At 62.2% G+C, this 21,475-nt stretch carries 18 protein-coding genes; 8 read left to right on the top strand and 10 right to left on the bottom strand.

The genetic code is table 11. From position 1 onward, the window contains the following. The first annotated feature begins 77 nt into the window (after positions 1-77). The 4 genes from JM946_RS25825 (at position 78) to JM946_RS25810 (ending at position 3,596) form a co-directional block, all read left to right on the top strand. Complete coding sequence (locus JM946_RS25825) at positions 78-299, top strand: DUF3562 domain-containing protein (RefSeq protein WP_203170268.1); 222 nt, start codon at positions 78-80, stop codon at positions 297-299. A 150-nt stretch (positions 300-449) separates the two neighbouring features. Next, positions 450-1,712 (top strand): glycerophosphodiester phosphodiesterase family protein, encoded by a 1,263-nt coding sequence (locus JM946_RS25820; RefSeq protein ID WP_203170267.1) that lies wholly within the window; start codon positions 450-452, stop codon positions 1,710-1,712. 84 nt (positions 1,713-1,796) lie between these two features. Continuing rightward, a complete protein-coding gene (locus JM946_RS25815) occupies positions 1,797-2,621 on the top strand; it encodes a glycosyltransferase family 2 protein (protein WP_203170266.1) in 825 nt (274 codons plus the stop codon). A gap of 96 nt (positions 2,622-2,717) precedes the next feature. Beyond that, positions 2,718-3,596, top strand: a complete 879-nt coding sequence (locus JM946_RS25810; RefSeq protein WP_203170265.1) for a glycosyltransferase family 2 protein — start codon at positions 2,718-2,720, stop codon at positions 3,594-3,596. A gap of 46 nt (positions 3,597-3,642) precedes the next feature. On the opposite strand, the gene JM946_RS25805 is transcribed toward JM946_RS25810, so the two are convergent. After that, on the bottom strand, positions 3,643-5,274 hold the full coding sequence (locus JM946_RS25805; protein ID WP_203170264.1) for an alkaline phosphatase D family protein: 1,632 nt from the start codon (positions 5,272-5,274) through the stop codon (positions 3,643-3,645). Positions 5,275-5,485: 211 nt separating this feature from the next. Between JM946_RS25805 and JM946_RS25800 the strand changes: the two genes are divergently transcribed. Beyond that, a complete protein-coding gene (locus tag JM946_RS25800) occupies positions 5,486-6,427 on the top strand; it encodes a S1/P1 nuclease (RefSeq protein WP_203170263.1) in 942 nt (313 codons plus the stop codon). 64 nt (positions 6,428-6,491) lie between these two features. After that, a complete protein-coding gene (locus JM946_RS25795; protein ID WP_203170262.1) occupies positions 6,492-7,499 on the top strand; it encodes a LysR substrate-binding domain-containing protein in 1,008 nt (335 codons plus the stop codon). Here the strand turns inward: JM946_RS25795 and JM946_RS25790 are convergent. The 8 genes from JM946_RS25790 to JM946_RS25755 form a co-directional block, all read right to left on the bottom strand. After that, the gene (locus JM946_RS25790) at positions 7,472-9,709 is read right to left on the bottom strand and encodes a TonB-dependent receptor plug domain-containing protein (RefSeq protein WP_203170261.1); all 2,238 of its coding nucleotides are present in this window, start codon (positions 9,707-9,709) and stop codon (positions 7,472-7,474) included. The two genes, JM946_RS25795 and JM946_RS25790, sit on opposite strands and share 28 nt — an antisense overlap. 202 nt (positions 9,710-9,911) lie before the next feature. Beyond that, entirely contained in the window at positions 9,912-11,366 is a 1,455-nt protein-coding gene (locus JM946_RS25785; protein ID WP_203170260.1) for a bifunctional 2-methylcitrate dehydratase/aconitate hydratase, read from the bottom strand. 11 nt (positions 11,367-11,377) lie between these two features. Then, the gene (gene prpC / locus JM946_RS25780) at positions 11,378-12,535 is read right to left on the bottom strand and encodes a bifunctional 2-methylcitrate synthase/citrate synthase (protein WP_203170259.1); all 1,158 of its coding nucleotides are present in this window, start codon (positions 12,533-12,535) and stop codon (positions 11,378-11,380) included. 118 nt (positions 12,536-12,653) lie between these two features. Further along, positions 12,654-13,931, bottom strand: coding sequence for an NAD(P)/FAD-dependent oxidoreductase (locus JM946_RS25775; protein ID WP_203170258.1), 1,278 nt, complete (start codon positions 13,929-13,931; stop codon positions 12,654-12,656). A 20-nt stretch (positions 13,932-13,951) separates the two neighbouring features. Further along, positions 13,952-14,269, bottom strand: coding sequence for a 2Fe-2S iron-sulfur cluster-binding protein (locus tag JM946_RS25770; protein ID WP_203170257.1), 318 nt, complete (start codon positions 14,267-14,269; stop codon positions 13,952-13,954). A 94-nt stretch (positions 14,270-14,363) separates the two neighbouring features. Beyond that, positions 14,364-15,305 carry a 2-phospho-L-lactate transferase gene (gene cofD / locus JM946_RS25765; RefSeq protein WP_203170256.1) on the bottom strand — a complete coding sequence of 314 codons (942 nt, stop codon included), beginning with the start codon at positions 15,303-15,305 and terminating at the stop codon, positions 14,364-14,366. A 200-nt stretch (positions 15,306-15,505) separates the two neighbouring features. Continuing rightward, on the bottom strand, positions 15,506-16,279 hold the full coding sequence (locus tag JM946_RS25760; protein WP_203170255.1) for an enoyl-CoA hydratase/isomerase family protein: 774 nt from the start codon (positions 16,277-16,279) through the stop codon (positions 15,506-15,508). 107 nt (positions 16,280-16,386) lie between these two features. Beyond that, the gene (locus JM946_RS25755) at positions 16,387-17,484 is read right to left on the bottom strand and encodes a flavodoxin family protein (protein ID WP_203170254.1); all 1,098 of its coding nucleotides are present in this window, start codon (positions 17,482-17,484) and stop codon (positions 16,387-16,389) included. 199 nt (positions 17,485-17,683) lie between these two features. On the opposite strand from JM946_RS25755, the gene JM946_RS25750 reads away from it, so the two are divergent. Both JM946_RS25750 and JM946_RS25745 read left to right on the top strand, forming a co-directional pair. Continuing rightward, positions 17,684-19,084: a mechanosensitive ion channel family protein gene (locus JM946_RS25750; protein WP_203170253.1), complete on the top strand. Its 1,401-nt coding sequence runs from the start codon at positions 17,684-17,686 to the stop codon at positions 19,082-19,084. Between the two features lie 514 nt (positions 19,085-19,598). Continuing rightward, entirely contained in the window at positions 19,599-20,861 is a 1,263-nt protein-coding gene (locus JM946_RS25745) for a M20/M25/M40 family metallo-hydrolase (protein WP_203170252.1), read from the top strand. Positions 20,862-20,919: 58 nt separating this feature from the next. Here the strand turns inward: JM946_RS25745 and JM946_RS25740 are convergent, their stop codons facing one another. Then, entirely contained in the window at positions 20,920-21,474 is a 555-nt protein-coding gene (locus JM946_RS25740) for a phosphoribosyltransferase (protein ID WP_203170251.1), read from the bottom strand. Between the last annotated feature and the right edge of the window lies 1 nt (position 21,475).

The following is a 21,475-nucleotide window of genomic DNA, read 5'->3' as shown; positions in this document are numbered from 1 at the left end:
GTTGGCCGTTCCCGCCCCGACTACGGCTAACATGCGCGCCGTCGATGCACCGGCCTTTGAGAAAATCTGGAGGGATCATGACCGTCTTGCGCAATAACGCAGGTGATCCGGCCAAACATCAACAAGCCATCGAAGCTCTCGCCAGGGAGAGCGACACCCCGGTTGAACATGTTCGCGAGCTCTACGAAATCGAGCATGCGCGGCTGAATTCGCAAGCGCGAGTCAAGACTTTCGTGTCCGTGCTCGCCACCCGCCTGGTCCGCAACGTGCTACACGCGGAGCGGAGCTCCGATAGCTGAGCCCGCCCGGTGGTTCCGATCGTCATCGAGCGATCATCCAACCGCAACCTCGTTTGAACTTCGCCGGCGTATCAGTAGGCCGGTTCGCGCGCCTCAGCAAGTCGACCAGCATGTGGCGCCGGACTCCCTATCCATTCGCAGGAGAGTTCAATGCCCCACCATTTGCATCTGGCCGCGTCCGCGGCTTTGCTGGCAGCGCTTTGCTCCTTCGCATCAGTCGCCGGCGATCGTGGCCGCGACTACGATCGCAACAGCAATGATCGTGGGCCGCGCAGCTCCGTGCAGGTCGGCGACCGGCCGTTCTATCTGGTCGACGGGCTCGACGACGGCCGCTTGAAAGACAAGCTGCAGCGTTGCGAGAACGGTCCGTTCTACAAGACCGACTTCTCCATCGCGCATCGGGGCGCGCCGTTGCAATTTCCCGAGCACACCAAGGAAGCGTACCAGGCCGGCGCGCGTCAGGGCGCGGGCATCGTCGAGTGCGATGTGACTTTCACCAAGGACGGCGAACTGGTGTGTCGTCACGCCGAATGCGACCTGCACACCACCACCAACATCGTCGACACTCCGCTCAACGGCCAATGCACCGTGCCGTGGTCTGGCCCGGGCTCGACCCCCAAGTGCTGCGCCAGTGATCTGACGCTGGCCGAATTCAAAACACTGAAGGGCAAGATGGACGCGGCCAACCCGAACGCCACCACGGCCAAGGGTTATCTCGGCGGCACCGCCGCCTGGCGCACCGATCTTTATACCGGCCGCGGCACGCTGCTCACACTGCGCGAGAGCATCGAGCTGAACAAGAAACTCGGCGTCAAACATACGCCGGAGCTGAAGTCCGGCGACCCGCAACGTCTGCAGACAGTGTTCGGCGGCCAGGAAAACTACGCGCAGAAAATGATCGACGAATTCAAGGCCGCGGGCGTGAACCCCAAGGATGTGTGGCCGCAATCGTTCGATATTCGCGACGTGCTTTACTGGATCGAGCACGAGCCCCGCTTCGGTCAGCAGGCCGTGTATCTCGATGACGTCGATCCCTCGGCCAATCTGCCGCGCCTGTCGCTCGAAGAGCTGAAGCAGCTCAAAAAGCGCGGCGTGAAAATCATCGCTCCACCGATGGGTGTGCTGCTGGCGGTGAACGAAGCCGACGAGATCGTGCCTTCCCAATACGCGCTCGATATCAAGAGCCTGGGCTTCCAGATCATCACCTGGTCGTTCGAACGCTCGGATCTGCGCAACGGCGGTGTTGGGGCGGGCTTCTATTACAGCTTCGACCCGACCGGCCGCGCTCTCAAGAAAGATAGCGACATGTACAAAGCACTCGACGTGCTGGCGCGCAAAGTCGGCGTCATTGGCGTCTTCTCCGACTGGCCGGCGACCGTCACGTACTACGCCAATTGCATGGGCCTGAAATAACCCCCGCTGCAATCGTCCCGTCACACTGTCCTGACACCCTTCGCGCCGGCGGCAATCGGGCCGCCGGCCACCCGCGATTTCAGCTTGAGTATCCCCGAACAGTTGCCGATCACGTTGATCGTCATCACACGCAACGAAGCCGCGACGCTGGCACAGTGCCTGGACAGCGTGCCCTTCGTCGCCGACAAGCTCGTCGTCGATTGCGGAAGCACCGACGCAACGTGCGAGATAGCCGCTGCTCATGGCGCCCGAGTCGTCGTGCAAGACTGGTTGGGGTTCGGGCCGCAGCGCAACTTCGCTACGTCACACGCTCGTCACGATTGGATATTGACTCTCGACGCCGACGAACAGCTCACACCTGAGCTGGCTGCGGAGTTGTATGCGCGGCTGCCTGCCCTGATGCGCTCTGACACGGCAGGCGCGATCCTGCGCAGGAAAACGCTGTACATGGGCAAGCCGATGCGCTGGTACCGGCCGATGAAGGCAGAGCGCATCGCCCGCCTGTACCATCGCCAGCGCGCTCGCTGGACCGACGCCCGCGTGCATGAAGCGCTACGTTTCTCCGGCCCGGTTGCGACATTCGATCAACCGTTCATTCATCACCACAATCCGACGCTGGTCCATAAGCACCTGAAAATTCTCCGCTACACCGAGCTCAAAACCTACGACTGGCTGGAGCGCGGCAAGCCGGCGCCGCTGTGGAGCTGCCCCTTCATATTCATCGCCATCTTTCTCAAAGACTACTTTTTGCGCCTGGCGTTTCTGGACGGTGCACGCGGTTATGTCGTGGCCCAGATCGCGGCCACGCAGGCGGTGTATCGAAGGCTGCGTTACTTCGAATTGCAACAGAACCCGCACTCGCGTGAGCTGGCTCACAAACTGTTACGACAGCACGGCATCGAGCCCTGAGTTCCGCACACTGTCGCCATTCTGTCGCGGCTTCACAGTATTGCTGCAACAGTCGCCCCCCATCATCGCCGCGGTCCTCCATGACTGCGTGCGAACATGAAAACTGCCGTCATTCTGAGCACCTACAACGCTCCCGATCGTCTGCGGCCAACCCTGGTCGGGTATGCCGCGCAGACTCATCGTGACTTCGAACTGATCGTGGCCGACGACGGCTCCACCGGCGCAACGCGCGAGCTGATCAAAGATGTTTCCTCGCAGTTCTCTTTGCCCATCAAGCACGTGTGGCACGAGGACCAGGGCTTCCGGAAGTGCCGCATCCTGAATCAGGCCATCGCCAGCACCGGCGCCGATTATCTGATCTTCTCCGATGGCGACTGCATTCCACGCGCGGACTTCGTCGCGACTCACCTGGAGCGTGCGCGACCGGGCCGGTTCCTGTCCGGTGGCTATTTCAAACTCTCCGCCAAGGCGTCCTCGCGCATCACGGCTGAAGACATTCTCGCTGGCCACGCGCTCGATCCCCAATGGCTGATCGCCAACGGCATGCCTCGATCGCGGAAGCTCGGTCGACTGGCTTGCAGCCCGTGGCGCGCCGGGCTGATGAACGCGATCACGCCGACCCGTCCGACCTGGAACGGCCACAATGCCTCGGGCTGGCGCAGCGACATGATCCGCATCAACGGCTTCGACGAGCGCATGGCCTATTGGGCGCAGGATCGGGAGTTCGGCGAACGCCTGGAGAACAGCGGGGTGCGCGGCCTGCAGATTCGCTACTCGGCCATCTGCGTCCACTTGCACCACGAGCGTCCCTATAAGACCAAAGAAAGCCGCGAGCGCAACCAGCAGATCCGTCGTGACACCCGCCGCATGCGCGCTCGCTGGACCGTCCACGGCATTCACAAGTCACCCGCGCCGGAAAGCGACGCGCTGATGATAACTCCCGCGGACGACGTGACCGTGATGCGGTACGCCTGAACCGCCCACGCAGGTCACAAAAGAGACCTGCGTGAGCTCTGGTGGACTAGAAGTTCACGGCCGAAGGTGAGCTCGGCGCCTGCTCGCTGGCGCTCTTGACGACGTTGTTGCCAGCTTCGCTCACCATGACCGTGGCCAACGTTTCCCGCTCATCTTTGGCGTCGACCGTGGCGACATGATAGATCTCGCATCTCGCCGCCTGGTGCGACAGATCGAGCACGCCATAGCCACGACGATTGAGGTTGATGTACTTCATGTGCGGCGAGACGAAGCGCAGCTGCATGGCGAGCGTGTCCGCCGCGGCGTCCGGCACGGGACCCGGTGACGTCACCGCGGGACAAACGAACTCCGCTCCCACCACCCCCGCCCCCGTTTGCGGGTTGTAGGCGGCGGCATCCCACGGATTCAAGGTGAGATCGCTGCACCAGGACGAATGGATATCGCCGGTGAGCACCACGTTGTTGGCGATGTCGTTATCGAGCAGGTGGCGATACAGGCGCTCGCGCGCCGGACGATAGCCGTCCCATTGATCGGGATTGATGAAGCTCTGCCCGAACGTGCTGCTGAGCTGCGCCATCATGACTTGCTGGCCGAGCACACGCCACTGCGCGCCACGCATCTTGGACTCCCACAATCGACGCTCGAGCCACGCCTCCTGATCGAAGCCCAGCAGCGTTCGAGCGCCGTCGTTGATCGTGGGATCGTTCGCGGGCAGCTCCGACTGTCCGCTCTTGAACGCAGCCTGCAGGTCTCGGCCGTGCAGGCGCGTATCGAGCATGATCAGATCGGCCAGGTTGCCGATACGGAAACGGCGATAGATCCGGTCGTCGAAATAGTGGCCGCTGCGAATCGGCATGTACTCGTTGTACGCCCGCACGGCCTGCCGGCGGCGGACCACCCATTCGCCTTCGCCGTTCTCCGGATCGTGGTTCTCGGCGCCGTCACGCCAGGCGTCGTTGGCGCTTTCATGATCGTCCCAGACGCAGATGAACGGCTGCAGCCGATGCAACTCCTGCAGATCAGGATCGGATTTGTACAACGCATGACGCAGCCGATAGTCGGTGAGCGACAGGATCTCGTTCGACGGGACCACATCGCGCAGGCTCGCGAGCGCGGGATTGGCGTACTCGCCCTGCGCGTACTCATAGAGATAGTCGCCCAGATGCAGCACCAGATCGATATCGGTGCGCGCCGCGATCCGACCATAAGCGTTGAAGTAGCCGTACGGATAGTTGGAGCACGACGCAAATGCCATCCGCCAGCGCTTCTTGAAGAACAGCGGCAGCGTCCGCGTGCGACCGACGACCGACTCGGCGCCCCGCGTTTCGAAGCGATAGTAGTAAACGCTGTCCGGTTTCAAGCCCGCGGCGTCGATTTTCACCGTGAAATCGCGCGTCACATCGGTGACAAACCCGCCGGAGCGAACCACCTTTCTCAGCTTGTGATCGGTGGCGACGCTCCAGCGACCGTGAACGACGTCGCCGAGCCGCTTCGGCGTCACACGCGTCCACAGAATGACGCGGTCATGCAACGGATCGCCGCTGGCCACGCCGTGCAGAAATGCAGGGCCGGCGCCGCCGCCAGGCCGTTCGCCGCCGCGACCGCCGGCGAAAGCCGTTGGCGCAATGCCGGCAGCCGACAGGGTGGCAAGAAATTCGCGACGGCTTAAAGCGCTCATGTCCGGCTCCTTGGGCTGAAGCACATACCATCGGCGCTTTGCGTTGCCGGTTGATGAAAGTTGTTTTGCAGACTGACGGCAGAATGGGCTGTCGCGGCTTGCATTTCGTGCAACACTGCTTCGAGATCACGCCGCCCGGAGCGGCGCCCGGTCTGCTATTCATGCCGGCCTGCTATCCATGTTGACATGGCCGATTGTCGCGGACGTATCGATGAAGCCACTCGTTGCACTGCTGCTTGCTGTTGTCCTGCCCTGCTCCACCGCCTTCGCGTGGTCTCGACCCGGTCACATGGTGAGCGCGGCCATTGCCTATGAGGAGCTGAGTGCGCGGGAACGGCGGATCGTCGATAAGATCGTCGCGCTGGCCGAGAAACATCCGGATCGAGGCGCCTTCGAAGTGGCCATCGGCCGGGCCAAGGGCGAAGAACGCAGTCGTCGCATCTTTCTCGAACTGGCTCGCTGGCCCGACGACACTCGCGGCAGCATTCACGACCATCCGACGTGGCACTACTGGTCGCGGCCTCTCGTGGATTCCGCATCGCCACCACCCAAGCTGCCGGACGACGTGCCGCAGGGCTCCGCCGCCGAGGCGTTTGCACTGAATCTGAGCGTTGCCTCGGATCCGCGAGCTTCGGCGGGTGAGCGCGCGGTCGCGCTGTCCTGGATATTTCATCTGGTCGGCGACATGCACCAGCCGCTGCACAGCGTGTCATGGGTTTCCAAACGTTTCCCCGAAGGGGACCGCGGCGGCAGTCTGCAGTTCGTGCTCGACCCCGTCGACAAAGAGCCGGTCAGCTTGCATTGGTTCTGGGACGACAGCGTCAGTCGCGACGGCGAGCCCGAGTTCGCCACTCGTCGCGCCGCCGAGCTCATGCGTCGCCTGCCACGCACGCAGTTCAAGGAGTTGCAGCCATTCCGGGAAACGGCTGAATTCTCGGCGTGGGCGCAGGAGAGCCACCAACTCGCAAGCACGATGGCCTACGGTCCCGATCTGCGCGCCAGCGATGCCGCCAGCAAAGCTCCGGAACTGCCGAAACGATATCTGGATAGATCCGTACAAGTGGCGGAGCAACGGCTGACGTTGGCAGGTTATCGCCTGACGGAAGTGCTGCGCTGGGCGTTGCGCGCCGAGCCGGGCTCGCGCGAGCGCTGAGCGCTTCACCGAATTGCAACAAAAGGGCTCCATGCTAGACAGTTCTACTGTCTAGCCACTTCCCTTGCGTAGAAAAGCTCCGCCGCTCGAGTTCATCGAAGCCTTCGTTGCCGCCGCACGGACTGGGAGTTTCCGCGGGGCCGCCGATAAGCTCGCGCTCAGCCCGTCCGCATTCTCGCGGCGTATCCGTAACCTCGAAGATTTTCTGCACGCTCCGTTATTCGATCGCAGCCAAGCCAGTGCGCGCCTCACGCCGGCGGGCGAGCAGTATCTGCAAGCGATTGAGCCGGCGATGGATGCCTTGTTCAGGGCCACACTCGATTTTCGCGGCGAGCAAACTGCGGGCATGCTCCGCATCCGCGCGCCGCATTCGTTCGCCATCAGCTGGCTACTGCAGCGAACCGCGAAGTTCATGGCGCTCAATCCCGACATCGAGATCGAGGTCACGATCGGTCGCGGTCTGGATGAGCTGCGCGCCGGCAAGGTGGATGCCGTGATCGCCGTCGGGCCGAACGAGCCTCACAGCTTTCCGCAAGATCGATTGATCGAGCTAGAGGCTGCGGTGGTCGCAGCGCCAACGCTGCTACGAGGCCGGACGCCGCCGCGCCATCCGCGGGAGCTTGCGGGGCACCACGTGCTCTGTGAGGAACATGCGCCGAACCTGTGGTACACGTGGCTAGCCGCTGCCGGGCTCGATACCACCGATTCGTGGTCGTTCACCCATCATGAAACATTGCTGATGATGTACGAGGCGGCGGCGGCCGGGCTGGGTGTGACTCTGGGCATGCCCTTGTTCATGGAGAAATATTTCCAGGAGGGTCGGCTGCAAGCCTGCTTCGCGCTGAAACAGCCCATCGACTACTGGTACTCGCTCATCTACGCCAGCGAAGCGATCAGCCGCCGGACCGACATGCGACGCTTTGCGCGCTGGCTGCATACCGAGATCACCCATTCGCAGCAGCACTTCGCCGACGCGGTTGCCCGCGCCGGAAGTTGGGAACATGCGGACGTTCCACCGGTGCATCAGTCTGTTGCGCGGGTCGATCAGAATCCAGCCCAAAGACGCGCGTAGTACTCACGCCCATCGCTGCCGAGACCGCCGGATTCCGAATATTGCAGGCTGCCTCCTTGCAACAAGGCGCGCTGAGCGATTTTGTCCGGGTATGCGTCGGTGGCGTTGATCACTCCTACGCTCAGACGCATCGAGGGCGTCAGCTCATAGTCGACACCAAGGTCGACCGTGGTCACCGCGCCGTACTCCTGTTCAAGGAGTACCGGGACGTTCTTGTACTTTCCAAAGCGCGTCACATCGACACGTAGCTGCCACGGGCCCCACGATTGCATCGAGCTGAATGTCACCTTGTCTTCGGGCTGAGCTTCGGTCAGTAGATCGATGGACGCGAGCCCGAGCAACGGCACGGAAGGCACGACAGTGTTGCTCTTGATCTGCTCCAGCGAGGTATCGGCCGACATGTAACCCAACGTCAATGCGCTGCGCACCGCATCGAGCCACGTACCCCGCCAGGCGGCGGTGATCTCGTATCCTTCGGTCTCGGTATCGGCGGCGTTGGTGAAGAATCTCACCTGGCTGGCGTTGGTGATGCCGGCCTGCTGCAGAATCGCCGCCACCGCAGGACCGCTCAGCGACTCGCTCAGGACGATTCGATCCTCGATATCGATGCGGAACGCGTCGAGAGACACGGTGAGGCCTTGCATCGGGGTCAGCACGATGCCAGCGCTCACATGCTCGGATGTCTCCGCCTGCAGCGGCTGCGCGCCGAGAGCGCGCGACACCGGATCGTCGACAGCGAATGTTCCCACGTTCACCAACACACCGCCGCTCGATTGGCTGCTGACGGTACTGAAATACTGCTGCTGTAGCGAAGGCGCACGAAAGCCGGTGCTACCAGTGGCGCGGAAGGCGATGACGGAAGTGGGCTTGAACATCGCGGACAACTTGCCCGTGATTTCGTCGCCGAAGTCATCGTAGTCCTCATAACGGGCGGCGGCGCCGAGCGTCACTGCCGGCGTGAGGTGTAACTCGGCGTCGACGAAGGCGCTCCATGCGCTGCGGCTTTCGTCGATGGGGCTGGGTGGATTGAAGCCAGGGAAGCCCTGCGCGCCCGCTCCCAAGAGCGAGGCCGGCTCGCCACTGTCGATTTCGAACATTTCATAGCGGCTTTCGAGGCCGAACGCGAGGTTCGCACCAGATAGCACGTCCAGCGGCCGAGTCAGGGTGACGCCGAGGACATTCTGTTGATAGCGTGTGCCGCCGGCGTCGAACGAAGTCGGACTCGATGTTCCCAGCGACGTATTCACACTGTCGCCCACTTTGAAATCCGCGCGGTTGCTGCCGAAGGTGTTGCTGACATCCAGGGTCCATGCGGATAACGGCCGGGACCAACCGACGGTGGCCGCCATATCCAGCATGTCCAGCTCGATCAGCGGCAAGAAACCGTCGGGGTACAGCGGCGACACGTTGGGCGCGCGATACTGCGCGGCGCTTTCCGAATCTCGTTGGGACACAATGATATTGCCGTAAAGATCATTGTCGCCCAGCGGCAGGCGCGCGTTGACAACCAGGCCGAGATCCAGGGACTCGGGATCGCCTTGACGATTGGTGATGCGGCCGACCCGACTGTCGATCCCCGCGCTGTTGGTGAAATCGCGATAACGCGATTCGGCGGTGACCGTGATGCTACCTTCGCGCAGATCGAAACTCGTGCCCGCCGCGAGGATTGCACTCTCGCCGTCGCCGTTCTCGGTGGCTCCGCCTTGGAGCGACGTGAACGATTGCGAGTCGGCGCCCCGCAGGACGATATTCACCACTCCTGCGATTGCATCCGACCCGTACTGCGCGGCCGCGCCGTCGCGCAGGATTTCGACTCGCTCGACTGCGGCGAGTGGGATGGTATTCAGATCCACGGGCACGGTGCCGCGGCCCACGACATTGTTGAAGTTCAGAACTGACGACGCATGACGACGCTTCCCATCCACCAGCACCAGCACCTGATCCGGACTCAGGCCGCGCAGGGTGACGCCTCTTGTGTTCGCAGCAGACGGTGCTGTAGCAGAGCGCGGGAAGTTGACGGACGGCGCGAGGAACTGCAGCGCCTTGCTCAAATCGTTGAATCCAGTAGCGCGCAACTGCTCGCCGTCGATCAGATCGATGGGCGAAGCCGACTCCGTCACCAGCCGCGGCGTGCCCCGACTGCCGACTACTACCACCTCCGCCAACTCCACGTCCTGCTCCTGCGCCACCGCCGCCGTCGCCAACAGCATGGCCACAGCGCCGCACAACGGGGTGCTCAGAGAGGAATCGGATGAACGCTTACTGCTCCACATGAATGCTTTCTCGAACCTTGCCAGGAATCCGGCAAGCTTCGATCAGCCCACCGCGACAGGCGAGCGCACAGAGCGACAGCCGAGTTGCAGGCTATGCAACGCCGTGTCATCAAACTGCAAAGAGTTGTTCGGCTCGATCTCAGTGATTCTTCACGAGCGCGGCTACGAACTCGTGGACAGCCATCTTCTCCAGCTTGGGTCGATCAGCAAGCAGCGACTTGATCGCCTCGCACTGTTTCGCGGAGAAGTGAGCGGCGACCGCGGATTCGAATTTCTGCACGAGCACAGGCATGCCTTCGGCGCGACGTTTTCGATGGCCGAGGGGAACGTCGATCTGTACCCGTTCGGTACGCGTGCCGTCCTTGAAGAAGACCTGGACGGCGTTGCCGATGTGACGTTTATCCGGCGCGTAATATTCTTCGGTGAAAGTGGCGTTCTCGCTGACGACCATCTTCTCCCGTAGCACATCGATGCGCGAATCTGCGGCGACGACATCTTCATAATCCGACGCTTGCAGCCGACCGAAGATCAGAGACACCGCGACCATGTATTGAATGCAGTGATCGCGATCCGCCGGGTTCGCGAGCGGCCCGGTCTTATCGATAATGCGAACGCCCGACTCGGTCGTCTCGATCACGATCCTTTCGATCTCGTCCAAGTGGCGCCGCACCTGTGGATGCAACTTCAGCGCCGCCTCCACCGCCGTCTGCCCATGAAACTCCGCCGGGAAAGAAATCTTGAACAGGATATTCTCCATCACATAGCTGCCGAACGGCTGCGGAAACGACAGCGCCTTGCCTTTCATCAGCACATCCTGGAACCCCCAAGTCGGCGCCGTGATCGCGGACGGATAACCCATCTCGCCCGCCATCGCCATCAACGCATGACGCACGGCCCGACTGGTCGCATCCCCGGCTGCCCAACTCTTACGTGACCCCGTGTTCGGCGCATGACGATATGTGCGCAGCGCGCCGCCATCGATCCATGCATTCGAAACCGCATTGATGACCTGCTCGCGCGTCCCGCCGAGCATGGCAGTGGCGACAGCCGTCGACGCCACGCGCACCAGCAAAACATGATCGAGCCCGACACGATTGAAGCTGTTTTCCAGCGCCGCGACGCCCTGAATCTCGTGCGCCTTGATCATGAACGTCAGCAGGTCTCGCACTCTGAACGCAGCCTTACCCTGCGCCGCATTCCGGCGCGACGTGTAATCAGCAACAGCAAGAATGGCGCCGAGGTTGTCGGAAGGATGGCCCCATTCCGCCGCCAGCCAGGTGTCGTTGAAATCGAGCCAGCGGACCATCGCCCCGATGTTGAACGCAGCTTGCACCGGATCGAGCTCGAAACTCGTGCCCGGCACACGCGAGCCGCCCGGCATCACCGCGCCTGGCACCACCGGCCCCAGCAACTTCGTGCAAGCCGGATATTGCAGCGCTTGAAACCCGCACGCCAATGTATCCATCAAACAGTAGTAAGCGGTTTCGTAGGCAGCCTCGCTGCTCACTTCATACGACAGCGCGTAGTCGGCGATGGCGGTCAGAACGTCGTCGGGCGCAGGCCGCTCGGCGGATTTGATATCGTGCAGAGACATGACGGTGCGGCTTATTTCCTCTGATCCAAAGGCACGAACTCGAGATTGTCGGGCCCGATGTAGTTGGCGCTGGGCCGGATGATCTTGCCATCCTCGCGCTGCTCGATGACGTGCGCCGCCCAGCCGGTGGTCCGCGCGATCACGAACAGCGGCGTGAACATCGCAGTCGGCACGCCCATCAGGTGATAAGACACGGCCGAGTACCAATCCAGATTCGGGAACATGTTCTTGATCTCCTTCATCACCTTTTCCAGTCGCGCGGCGATGTCGAACATCCTGGTGTCCCCTGCGTCCTGCGCCAGCTTGCGCGCCACATCCTTGATCACTTCATTGCGCGGATCCGAGATGGTATAGACCGGATGCCCGAAGCCAATGATCACTTCTTTGTTCGCCACGCGCTTGCGAATGTCTGCTTCGGCCTGGTCCGGCGATTCATAGCGCTGCTGAATCTCGAAGGCGACTTCGTTCGCCCCGCCGTGCTTCGGCCCACGCAGTGCGCCGATCGCACCCGTGATCGCCGAGTACATGTCCGACCCCGTGCCGGCGATCACGCGCCCGGTGAACGTCGACGCATTGAACTCATGCTCGGCATACAAGATGAGCGACGTATGCATTGCATGCACCCATTCGCGGGAAGGCGTCTGCTGATGCAACAGATGCAGGAAATGACCGCCGATGGAATCGTCCTGCGTCTCCACCTCGATACGACGGCCGCGCTGACTGTAGTGGTACCAATACGTGAGCATGGAGCCGAGACTCGCAATCAGGCGATCGGCGACGTCTCTGGCCGTGGTGGCCGCATGATGCTCGGGCTCTGGCAGGACGCAGCCGAGCGTTGAGACTCCAGTCCGCATGACATCCATCGGATGCGTCGCGGCCGGCAATTGTTCCAGCACGGATTTCACCGCTGCCGGCAAGCCGCGCAGGCGTGCGAGCTTGGCTTTGTAGCCGGCCAGTTCCGCACGATTCGGCAGCTTGCCGTGAATCAGCAGGTAGGCGATTTCCTCGAACTCGCAGCTGTTGGCGATATCCAGAATGTCGTAGCCGCGATAGTGCAGATCGTTGCCGCTGCGGCCGACGGTGCACAGCGCCGTATTGCCGGCGGTGACGCCGGAGAGCGCCACGGACTTTTTCGGCTTGAAGCCACTGCTCGAGCTTGCTTCGGACATCGCCTACCCCCTGCTTGCATGAGTCTTCGATGGTGGTGTGATATCGGGCATCACTTTGCCACACGCAATGGGGTTTTGCCGAAGCCGCGCCGGCGCTCGGCAACGATAGCGGCGGCAATCAGGCGGGCGGAGCGGCCGCTTGCAGCGGCGGAGCGAGCGTCTTCAGCGGCACCGTTTCATCGGCCAGCGCCACCGGATCGAACGGCTTGCAGGCGGCGACCATGCGCTTGGCGATCATGAACTCCTGCGCACGATTGACGGCGTCGCAGGCGATCAATCTGCCTTCCTTCAAATAGAACGCCGCAAACGACTTGTTCTGCATCGAGCCGCGCAGCACGAACTGATCGTAGCCCTGCGACAGCCCGGTCATTTGCAACTTCAAGTCGTACTGGTCTGACCAGAACCACGGCACCGAGTCGTACGTGCGCGGCTTTCCGGCCAGATATGCAGCGGCCACGCGCGCCTGCTCGACCGCGTTCGGCACCGATTCCAGACGAATGCGCCGGCCGCAGAATACGCTCGGATGGTTGGTGCAATCGCCGGCCGCGACGATATCCGGATCGGAAGTCGCGGCATGCTCATTGACGACGATGCCATTGTCCACGTCGAGCCCGGCAGCTTGCGCCAGCTCCGTGTTCGGCAACAACCCGATGCCGACCACTACCGCATCGGCAGGGATCACCACGCCGCCGGTGCAATGAACCGCGGTGACCGCATCACCCTCTGCATCGAAATCGAGCCCGATGACTTCGACGTTGGTGCGCACATCCACGCCCGCGTTCCGATGTATCTGCTCATAGAAAGCCGACATCTGCGGGGCCGTCACGCGAGCCAGCACGCGAGGCAGCGCTTCCAACACTGTGACATTCAGATCTCGTGCGATCGCCGAAGCGGCAACTTCGAGTCCGATGTATCCACCGCCCACGATGACCAGGCGCTGCCCGGCTTCGAAGCGCGAGCGAATCGCGAGCACGTCGTCGATGTTACGCAGGTAATGGAAATTCCTGGTGCGCTCGGCGCGCGCGGCGTCGTTGATGGTCATGCGGCGAGCACGACCGCCGGTGGCGAGCGCCAGTTTGGAATACGTGACCTCGCGGCCGTCGTCGAAGATCAGTTTCTTGCCAGCGCGATCCAGTCGCTCCACGCGGCGGCTGAGCAACAGACCGATGTTTGCTTTGTCGTAGGCCGCCTGTTGCCGCAAATACAGCGACGGCGTTTCACACTCGCCCTTCAGGAAGGCCTTGGACAACGGCGGCCGTTGGTAGGGCAAGTGGCCTTCTTCGCCGATAATGGTCAGCGGCCCGGCATAGCCTTGCTGGCGCAGCGCGAACGCAAGCTCGCCGCCGGCATGACCCGCGCCGACGACATAGATGTGATCTTCGGAATGCGTGGACATGAGCAATATCTAACGAGCCGTCATTCTTCCGGCGCCAGAGTCAGGCGCAGACCGTCGTACTCCGGCTGCAACTGCAGCTGACACGACAGCCGCGAATTGTCCTGACGGAATTGCAGCTCGGCCAGCAGATCGCCTTCGTCGCTCTGCTGCTGCGGCAGTTTATCCAGCCATTCCGGAGCGATATAGACATGGCAAGTGGCGCACGAACACATGCCGCCGCAAATGGCGGCCACGCCATAGTCCAGCTCACGCAAGGTTTCCATCAAGGAGCCTTCCGGCGCCGTTTCCACCTCGTGTTCGCCGCCGTTGCGGTCCACCACGTTCAAACGAATACTCATTCAATTGCTCCAGCCGACTGTGCGTGGGCCGCGGGGTGCTTCCCAAGCACGCCATTGTGACTCAGACGGCGGATCGCGCACACCCCCCGGGCAGTCACAATTTACCGAACGAGCGGGCGAACTCCAGTACTTCTCGCGCCAGCCGCTGTTTGTCGACCGGTGTTTTCATCGGCGTGCCGGTCACATGCGTGGCCACGGCGATTTCCGGCGCCACGTGCGCCTCGGACTTGTCGATCACGAAGCCGTCGATGATTCCTTCGTAGAACCTGGCGATCGAAGCCGAGGAAAGCTCCAGCTGCAGCTCGCTCATGATCTTGGTGATGGGTCCTTTCACCGCCTGGCCGTTGACCAGTGGTGACACTGCGATCACCGGAGCGGTCACTTCGAGCAACGCCTCGCGCCAGGCCGGGATCTCCAGGATGGGTGCGATGCTCAGCCAGGGATTGGACGGACAGATGACGATAGCTTGCAACGACGGATCCTGCAGATCCTCCTGCAGTTGGGCCGGCAGCCGCGCATCGGCCGCGCCTGCATAGGCAAAGCCTTTCACCACCGGCTCGCAACGGCGCTCGACGAAGTAATGCTGGAAGTCCAACGTGCCTTCGTCCGTGATCACCATGGTACGCACCAGGTCGTTCGACATTGGCACCACCCTGCCCAGCACGCCGAAGTGGCGCGCGAAGTCTGCAGTGATGCCGGTCAGCTTTTCGCCAGCATTGAGCCGGCGCGTGCGCTCGATGTGAAGCGCGAGATCCTTGTCGCCGAGCCGGTACCAGTTCTCCCCGCCCAGGCGCTCGATCTCGGCCATGAAGTTCCAGCTGTCGCCGGCGCGTCCCCAACTCAGCTCCGGATTCGCCAGGCCGGCCAACGTGTACAGCACGGTGTCGATGTCCGGTGAAATGGACAAACCCAGATGCTCGAAATCGTCGCCGGTATTGACCGCGACGGTGAGCTCGCCCGGCGGCAGGATGTGCTGCAGCCCGAGCGCCAGTTTGGCGCCGCCGATGCCTCCCGAAAGCGCGACTACCTGCGTCATCGGAACAGGTCCTTGTCGAGGGACCGCGGCAGCGCCGCTCCGTTGCGTTCAGTCGCCGACCACACCGATCCTCTTGCCATCGCCACTGGGATTCCCTCGCTTGAGACTTCCCAGTCATATTCGCATCGGCGGTTCAGAATGGATGGCAGACGCGACCAGACTGTCGCCGATCGGCATCGCCGCACGCCGCACCAGCGGTGTCAGCTTCCGGTGAATTTCGGCGCGCGTTTGTCGAAGAACGCCTTCACACCCTCGCGGAAGTCGTCGCTGTCGATGCAATCTTTCTGAATTGCACCCTCGGCGAGAATAGCCTGGGCCAGATCCATGGAGGGCGCGCGTCGAAGCAGACGCTTGGTGCCAGCCACAGCCAGCGGGGCAGCGTCCGCCAGTTTCTCGGCCAGCGCGAAGGCTGCATCGAACACCTCCGCGTCTGGAACAACTTTGTTCGCTAGCCCGAGTTCGACACAACGCGTGGCGGGAATACGATCGCCGCTCAAGGCAAGCTCGAACGCCAGGCGTGGCCCCACTCGTGTCGCGAACTGCCAGGTCAGACCGCCGTCGGGCACCAGTCCGATTTTCGCGAACGGCAACTGCAGGAATGCCTTCTCTCCCATCACGACCATGTCGCTCGCCATCACGTAGCCCGCGCCGATGCCGCTGGCGAAGCCGTTCACCGCTGCAATGACAGGCTTGGGCAGTTCGGCGATGGCCAGGATGCCGGGACCGAATTCGTGTTCGAGCATCGCCGCGACTTCGAAGCCCTTTGGCGGCAGACTGTTGAGGTCCGCGCCCGCGCTGAAACCGCGTCCCGCGCCCGTCAACACGACCGCACGAACATGAGCGGCCGTCGCGCATTGGGTGAATGCATCGATGATGCCGATGCGCATCTGCTGCGTGAATGTATTCAGCGCATCCGGCCGGTTGAGTGTGACGACCGCGATCCGACCCCGTTCTTGGTAGCTGACGTCGCTCATCCTAGTTCCCCCGGGAGTGACGGTGCAGAATGGCGCGAAGCCCGCCGGCGCGCAATGGCTTGGGGCGACTGGCTATGACGTTAAGCGACAGGCTCATGCGAGCCGCGTTATTTCGGCCGTGCACTCGGCGGCACGCTCTCACGCAATGCCCGCGCTCGCAGCCGCGACACAGTCGCAAGCAGGTGCCGAGCTGCATTGCGAACCTCTTGCTGAATGGCCTGGTCGCTATCGAGCGCCTCGTGGCTCGTGGCATACGGTTCGTAGTAGCCGATGTAACGATCGATGTTGGCGTCGCCGCCGGCCGGCACGAGTTGCATGTCACAAAGCCAGTCATGGAGATTGCGACGTAGTGTTTCGGCGCCCACCGTATCGCCGTGAACGATGACCGAGAACGCGCGGCCCTGCAGATGGCGGGGATAGGACCAACCTTCGAGTTCGATCGCTTTGGCCTTCCTGGCATCCTTGCCGTCGGTGCGCGTGGGATCGGGGTTGCCGCCGTCGGCGCACACCAAGCGATCGATCATCAACTTCAAGGCCGCGGGCGCCTGATACCAATACACCGGCGAGACGATCATCACCGCATGCGCCGCGACCCAGCGCGGATAGATCTCGTTCATCCAGTCGTTGACCTGGCCGAGCGCATGATTGGGATAACACGAGCACGGCCAATGACACAGCGGCATGGCCGTAGCCACACATGACTTGCAAGGATAGATCACGCGGCCGTACTCCGCGGAGAGATGACTGAGGTCGAGCAGATCGACCAGCGCATGCTCGGCCACCAGGGTCTGCTCGGCGAGCTGGCACAGACGATAGGACTTGGACACTTCTCCGGGACATGTTTGTTCGTGGCGAGCCGCGCCGCTGATCAACAGCACGCGTGGCGGCCCACTGTCGTCGTCGTGCAGCTGCTGCGCTCTGCGAATCTCTTCGCGCGCCTGCAGCCACTGCTCCGAAAGTTGATATTCCGGATTCTCGAACTCGGGACCCGCGGCGCGGGTGCGAGGCGCCTTGCGCCCTTCCTGGTACGCCTGCCAGGCAATCTCGGCCAGTGCGTCGATCTGCGCTCTCGATGCATCGAACGCCGGATCGTAGAAGCGCTGGTGAAAGCGAGTGACGAATGTTTGTTTATCGACTTGCGCTGACACGCCGAGCTTGCGTGGCTCGGGGACATGCACGGCACGTTTGTCTTGACTCGTGGGCACTGTGACTCTGGGGCGTCAGAATACGAATGACGGAGTGCTTGCCAAAGCAACGCTGCCGTCGACGGCGGGGTTCCGGAAACTACCGACCGGGCACGGCGCCGAAATATCGAACTTTGCGACGCTTGCTTGGTTACTCGAAGATGCGCGGCGGGATGTTCTCCGTGGCGCACAGGTTGTTCATGACGATGATGGAGATCTCATGCAAGAGCTGAGCGCAGCGTTCGGCAGCCTCGACGGAGCCACGATCACCACAGTCGCACTTGCGCTTCTGGGGCTATTACTGGCGCATGTAATTCTGAGTTGGTGTATCAAGTACAAGGCGGCGCGCGAGGTCAAAACGCACATGCCGTTGGAAGACGGCACCCAAGCCTCCATCCGCCGCTGGATCTGGCGGGGAGCAACACGCTGCATACGTCCACTCGCGCTATTGATCTGGATCAATGGCCTGCATTTCGTGGCGGCCACCCTGGTCGCCGCTCTCGAGGAGTATCAGTTCTCCATCGACATGCTGGCGACGCTGAAGTGGTTTCAAGGCGTGGGCAACCTCGCCGCGATCACCTGGCTGATGATCCGCATCGGCGCCACCATCGACGAAGCTCTGCGCAAGATCGCCATTCGCAGCGATAACAACTGGAGCGAGATCCTGGTGCCTTTCGCCGGCCGCGCCGTGCGCTGGGTGCTGCCATTGATAGCCATTCTACTCGGCGCTCCCGCATTGGCAGTGTCGCCGCGCACCGAGCTCATCGTGCAACGCTCGATCAGCATTCTGATCATCGCCACGCTCGCTTACATCGGCTTGCAATTGATCCAGGTCGGCACCTCGCTGATCCTGCAGAAGCAGCAGCTGAAGGCCAGCGACAATCGCCGTGCGCGTGCGATCTACACGCAAGTGACCCTGCTGCGAAAGATCGTTACTTCCGTGCTGGTGCTGATCGCCGTCGCTTCCATGCTGATGGTGTTCGACTCGGTCCGTCACTTCGGCACGGCGATCATCGCTTCGGCCGGCGTCGCTGGCATCATCCTCGGCTTCGCTGCTCAGAAGAGCATCGCGACCTTGCTGGCGGGCGTGCAGATTGCATTGACGCAGCCTATCCGTATCGACGATGTGGTGATCGTCGAAGGCGAATGGGGCCGCATCGAGGAAATCACCCTGACCTACGTGGTGGTGCGCATCTGGGACTGGCGCCGGCTGGTGTTGCCGATCTCGTACTTCATCGAAAAGCCGTTCCAGAACTGGACGCGCACGAGCGCCGAGGTTATTGGATCGGTATTTCTATATCTGGATTACAGCGTGCCATTGCAGCCGCTACGCGCGGAGCTACAACGGGTAGTAGAGGCTTCGCCGCTGTGGGATCGCAAAGTCATGGCGTTGCAGGTGACGGACACCAAACAGAACACCGTTGAAGTACGCGTGATCGTCAGCTCACGCGACGCCGGCGAGTCGTTCGATTTGCGTTGTGAGATCCGCGAACGGCTGATCGCGTTCCTGCAGAAACATCATCCCGAAAGCCTGCCGCGAATTCGCGCCACTCTGGGACATGGCTCCGATGAAATGGCGCTCGAGGCGCGAGTGCATCGCCCCGCGGCCGTCAATTCTTGAAATGGAGAACCCGGGCGTTCTGGTTATCGAGGCGGCGTCCCACGACGCCGCCTCTTTGCCCCGAGATGTTCAGTGTCTGGACGAGATTACTGCGCCGGGGGAGGCGGAGTGGTGCCCGGATCCGACGGCGGCTGCGTCGTGTCTGCCGGCGGAGTGGTGGTATCCGCAGGCGGTGTATCCGACGGCATCGGAGCGGTCGACGGTTCAGCCGGCGCTGGCGAGGTCGGCGCGCTATCCGCCGGCGGCGAGTTCATTTGCGCACTGTCATCCTTTTGAGCGCAACCGGCTGTTAGCAGCAGCGCAGAAACGGCAAGCAAAGCATACGCACGCATTGTCTTATCCTCCACGAAGTATCCGATCGATTCGGTCCCCTACTAAGCGGTCGACTTGACCGATGGTTCCAAAAGACACACGCATCGTGTTGAATGTCAACGTTTCGTCAATGACGTTCGCTGCGTGAACCATCGTGCGAACTTTATAATGCGCCCCTCACGGCCACGCCAGGGATAACTGAATGTCTGCAACCGCCCGCGCGCTGGTACATGCCTACCTCGAGCGCGAGTTCATCCGTCAAGTCGAGTTTCTTGCCGAGTTGGTACGCGTACCCAGCGACAACCCGCCCGGCGATTGCGCAGGCGCCGCCGAGCGGGCGCACGAGCTGTTGGAAAACCTGCTCGATCTCGAAGTCGACACCGATGCGGTGCCTGCGGCCGCGACCAAAGCGGCGGGCATGATTTCGGCGACCAATCTCATCGTGCGCCGTCGCTTCGGCCAGGGCGGACCGACCATCGCGCTAAACGCGCACGGTGACGTTGTTCCTCCCGGCAACGGCTGGACGCACGATCCCCATGGCGCGGAAATCATCGACGATCCCGACCAAGGCCTGGTGATGTTTGGTCGCGGCGTTGCGGTGAGCAAATCGGATTTCGCGACTTACACGTGGGCGCTGCTGGCGCTGATCGAGCTGCAGAAACAAGGCGTGCCTCTGAACGGCGTCGTGGAACTGCACTTCACGTACGACGAGGAAGCCGGTGGCGCCGTCGGGCCCAAGCGCCTGCTCGATCAGCGGCTCAGCAAGCCGGACCTGGCGATTTGCGCCGGCTTTTCCTATGCGGTGACCAGCGCGCACAACGGCTGCCTGCACCTGGAAATCGTCGTCGATGGCAAAGCCGGACACGCGGCCCAGCCCTCCTCGGGCGCGGACGCGCTGCAGGCGGCGACGGACATTCTCAATGTTTTATATGAGTATCGCGACGAGCTGTCACGTCGGCACTCGAAGGTGCCAGGCATCACGACCGCGTCGCTCAACATCGGTTTGATCCAAGGCGGCATCAATACCAACGTCGTTCCCGACCGCGTCACCATGCGGCTCGATCGTCGCATCATCCCGGAAGAATCAGCTGCGACCGCCGAATCTCATCTGCGTGAACTGATTCAGGATGCGGTCGCGCACCGGCCGGATATCACAGTCACGATCAATCGGATCTTGCTTGCTGAACCACTGCTCGAGCTTCCGGGCGCCGCGCGGATGATCATCGCGCTTCGCACTCATGCCGAGGAGGAGTTCGGCGTTGCCGTGCCCGTGCAAGGCGTGCCGCTCTACACTGACGCAAGGCACTACGCCTCCGCCGGCATCCCCACCGTCCTGTACGGCGCCGGCCCCCGCACGCTGCAAGAGGCCAACGGCCACGCCCCGGATGAATGCCTCCGCCTCGAGGACCTCAGGAAAGCCACCGCGGTGGTTGCGCTCACGCTCGTGGATCTACTGCGCGCGTGATGCAGAGGTTTTGCAGCGGAAGATGAGCCAAACCAACAGTAGCGGTCGGTGGTCCTTATTACCCCGGCAGGAAGAAATCTTCGCCGACCGGCTTATTCGCCAGGATCTCTTCGCGAGTAAGACCTTGCAGTTCGTGAGGGAACACCAGCCATTGATCCGTTTCCCGAATGAAATAATCCGGCTTCAGCGAGCTCGTGTTGCGCGACGGCTTGTAGTACACGGTCGCGATCCGCACCTGCTCGGGCATGTTGCGCCGACAACGCCGCCGCAGCTCGGCGACCACCGCTTCGAGACTGCGACCCGAGTCGAATACATCGTCGATCAACAACAACTGATCTTCGAAGCTCAGCCGCGACACCAGGTAATCGATGGCGTGCACGCGCACCGTCTTGGCCTGCTGATTCATCCCCGTGTAGGACGAAGTGCGAATGGCAATGTGATCGCACTCGATGCCATTGAACTCCAGCACCTCCTGCACCGAGATGCCGATCGGCGCCCCACCCCGCCAAACCCCCACCAGGAACGACGGACGAAATCCGCTGCGCACAATCTGAACGCCCAGCGCCAGCGAGTCCCGCAGTAGGGATTCAGCCGAGATATAGGTTTTTTCCATG

The organism is Steroidobacter gossypii (genome assembly GCF_016801985.1).
Lineage (GTDB): Bacteria > Pseudomonadota > Gammaproteobacteria > Steroidobacterales > Steroidobacteraceae > Steroidobacter > Steroidobacter gossypii.
This window is presented reverse-complemented; position numbering and strand designations above follow the sequence as displayed.

What these genes read in the sequence shown, in the direction of transcription:
- JM946_RS25825 (WP_203170268.1), top strand. Translation starts at nt 78, where the DNA reads ATGACCGTCTTGCGCAATAACGCAGGTGATCCGGCCAAACATCAACAA.
- JM946_RS25820 (WP_203170267.1), top strand. Translation starts at nt 450, where the DNA reads ATGCCCCACCATTTGCATCTGGCCGCGTCCGCGGCTTTGCTGGCAGCG.
- JM946_RS25810 (WP_203170265.1), top strand. Translation starts at nt 2,718, where the DNA reads ATGAAAACTGCCGTCATTCTGAGCACCTACAACGCTCCCGATCGTCTG.
- JM946_RS25805 (WP_203170264.1), bottom strand. Translation starts at nt 5,274, where the DNA reads ATGAGCGCTTTAAGCCGTCGCGAATTTCTTGCCACCCTGTCGGCTGCC.
- JM946_RS25800 (WP_203170263.1), top strand. Translation starts at nt 5,486, where the DNA reads ATGAAGCCACTCGTTGCACTGCTGCTTGCTGTTGTCCTGCCCTGCTCC.
- JM946_RS25790 (WP_203170261.1), bottom strand. Translation starts at nt 9,709, where the DNA reads ATGCTGTTGGCGACGGCGGCGGTGGCGCAGGAGCAGGACGTGGAGTTG.
- JM946_RS25785 (WP_203170260.1), bottom strand. Translation starts at nt 11,366, where the DNA reads ATGTCTCTGCACGATATCAAATCCGCCGAGCGGCCTGCGCCCGACGAC.
- prpC (WP_203170259.1), bottom strand. Translation starts at nt 12,535, where the DNA reads ATGTCCGAAGCAAGCTCGAGCAGTGGCTTCAAGCCGAAAAAGTCCGTG.
- JM946_RS25775 (WP_203170258.1), bottom strand. Translation starts at nt 13,931, where the DNA reads ATGTCCACGCATTCCGAAGATCACATCTATGTCGTCGGCGCGGGTCAT.
- JM946_RS25770 (WP_203170257.1), bottom strand. Translation starts at nt 14,269, where the DNA reads ATGAGTATTCGTTTGAACGTGGTGGACCGCAACGGCGGCGAACACGAG.
- cofD (WP_203170256.1), bottom strand. Translation starts at nt 15,305, where the DNA reads ATGACGCAGGTAGTCGCGCTTTCGGGAGGCATCGGCGGCGCCAAACTG.
- JM946_RS25760 (WP_203170255.1), bottom strand. Translation starts at nt 16,279, where the DNA reads ATGAGCGACGTCAGCTACCAAGAACGGGGTCGGATCGCGGTCGTCACA.
- JM946_RS25750 (WP_203170253.1), top strand. Translation starts at nt 17,684, where the DNA reads ATGCAAGAGCTGAGCGCAGCGTTCGGCAGCCTCGACGGAGCCACGATC.
- JM946_RS25745 (WP_203170252.1), top strand. Translation starts at nt 19,599, where the DNA reads ATGTCTGCAACCGCCCGCGCGCTGGTACATGCCTACCTCGAGCGCGAG.
- JM946_RS25740 (WP_203170251.1), bottom strand. Translation starts at nt 21,474, where the DNA reads ATGGAAAAAACCTATATCTCGGCTGAATCCCTACTGCGGGACTCGCTG.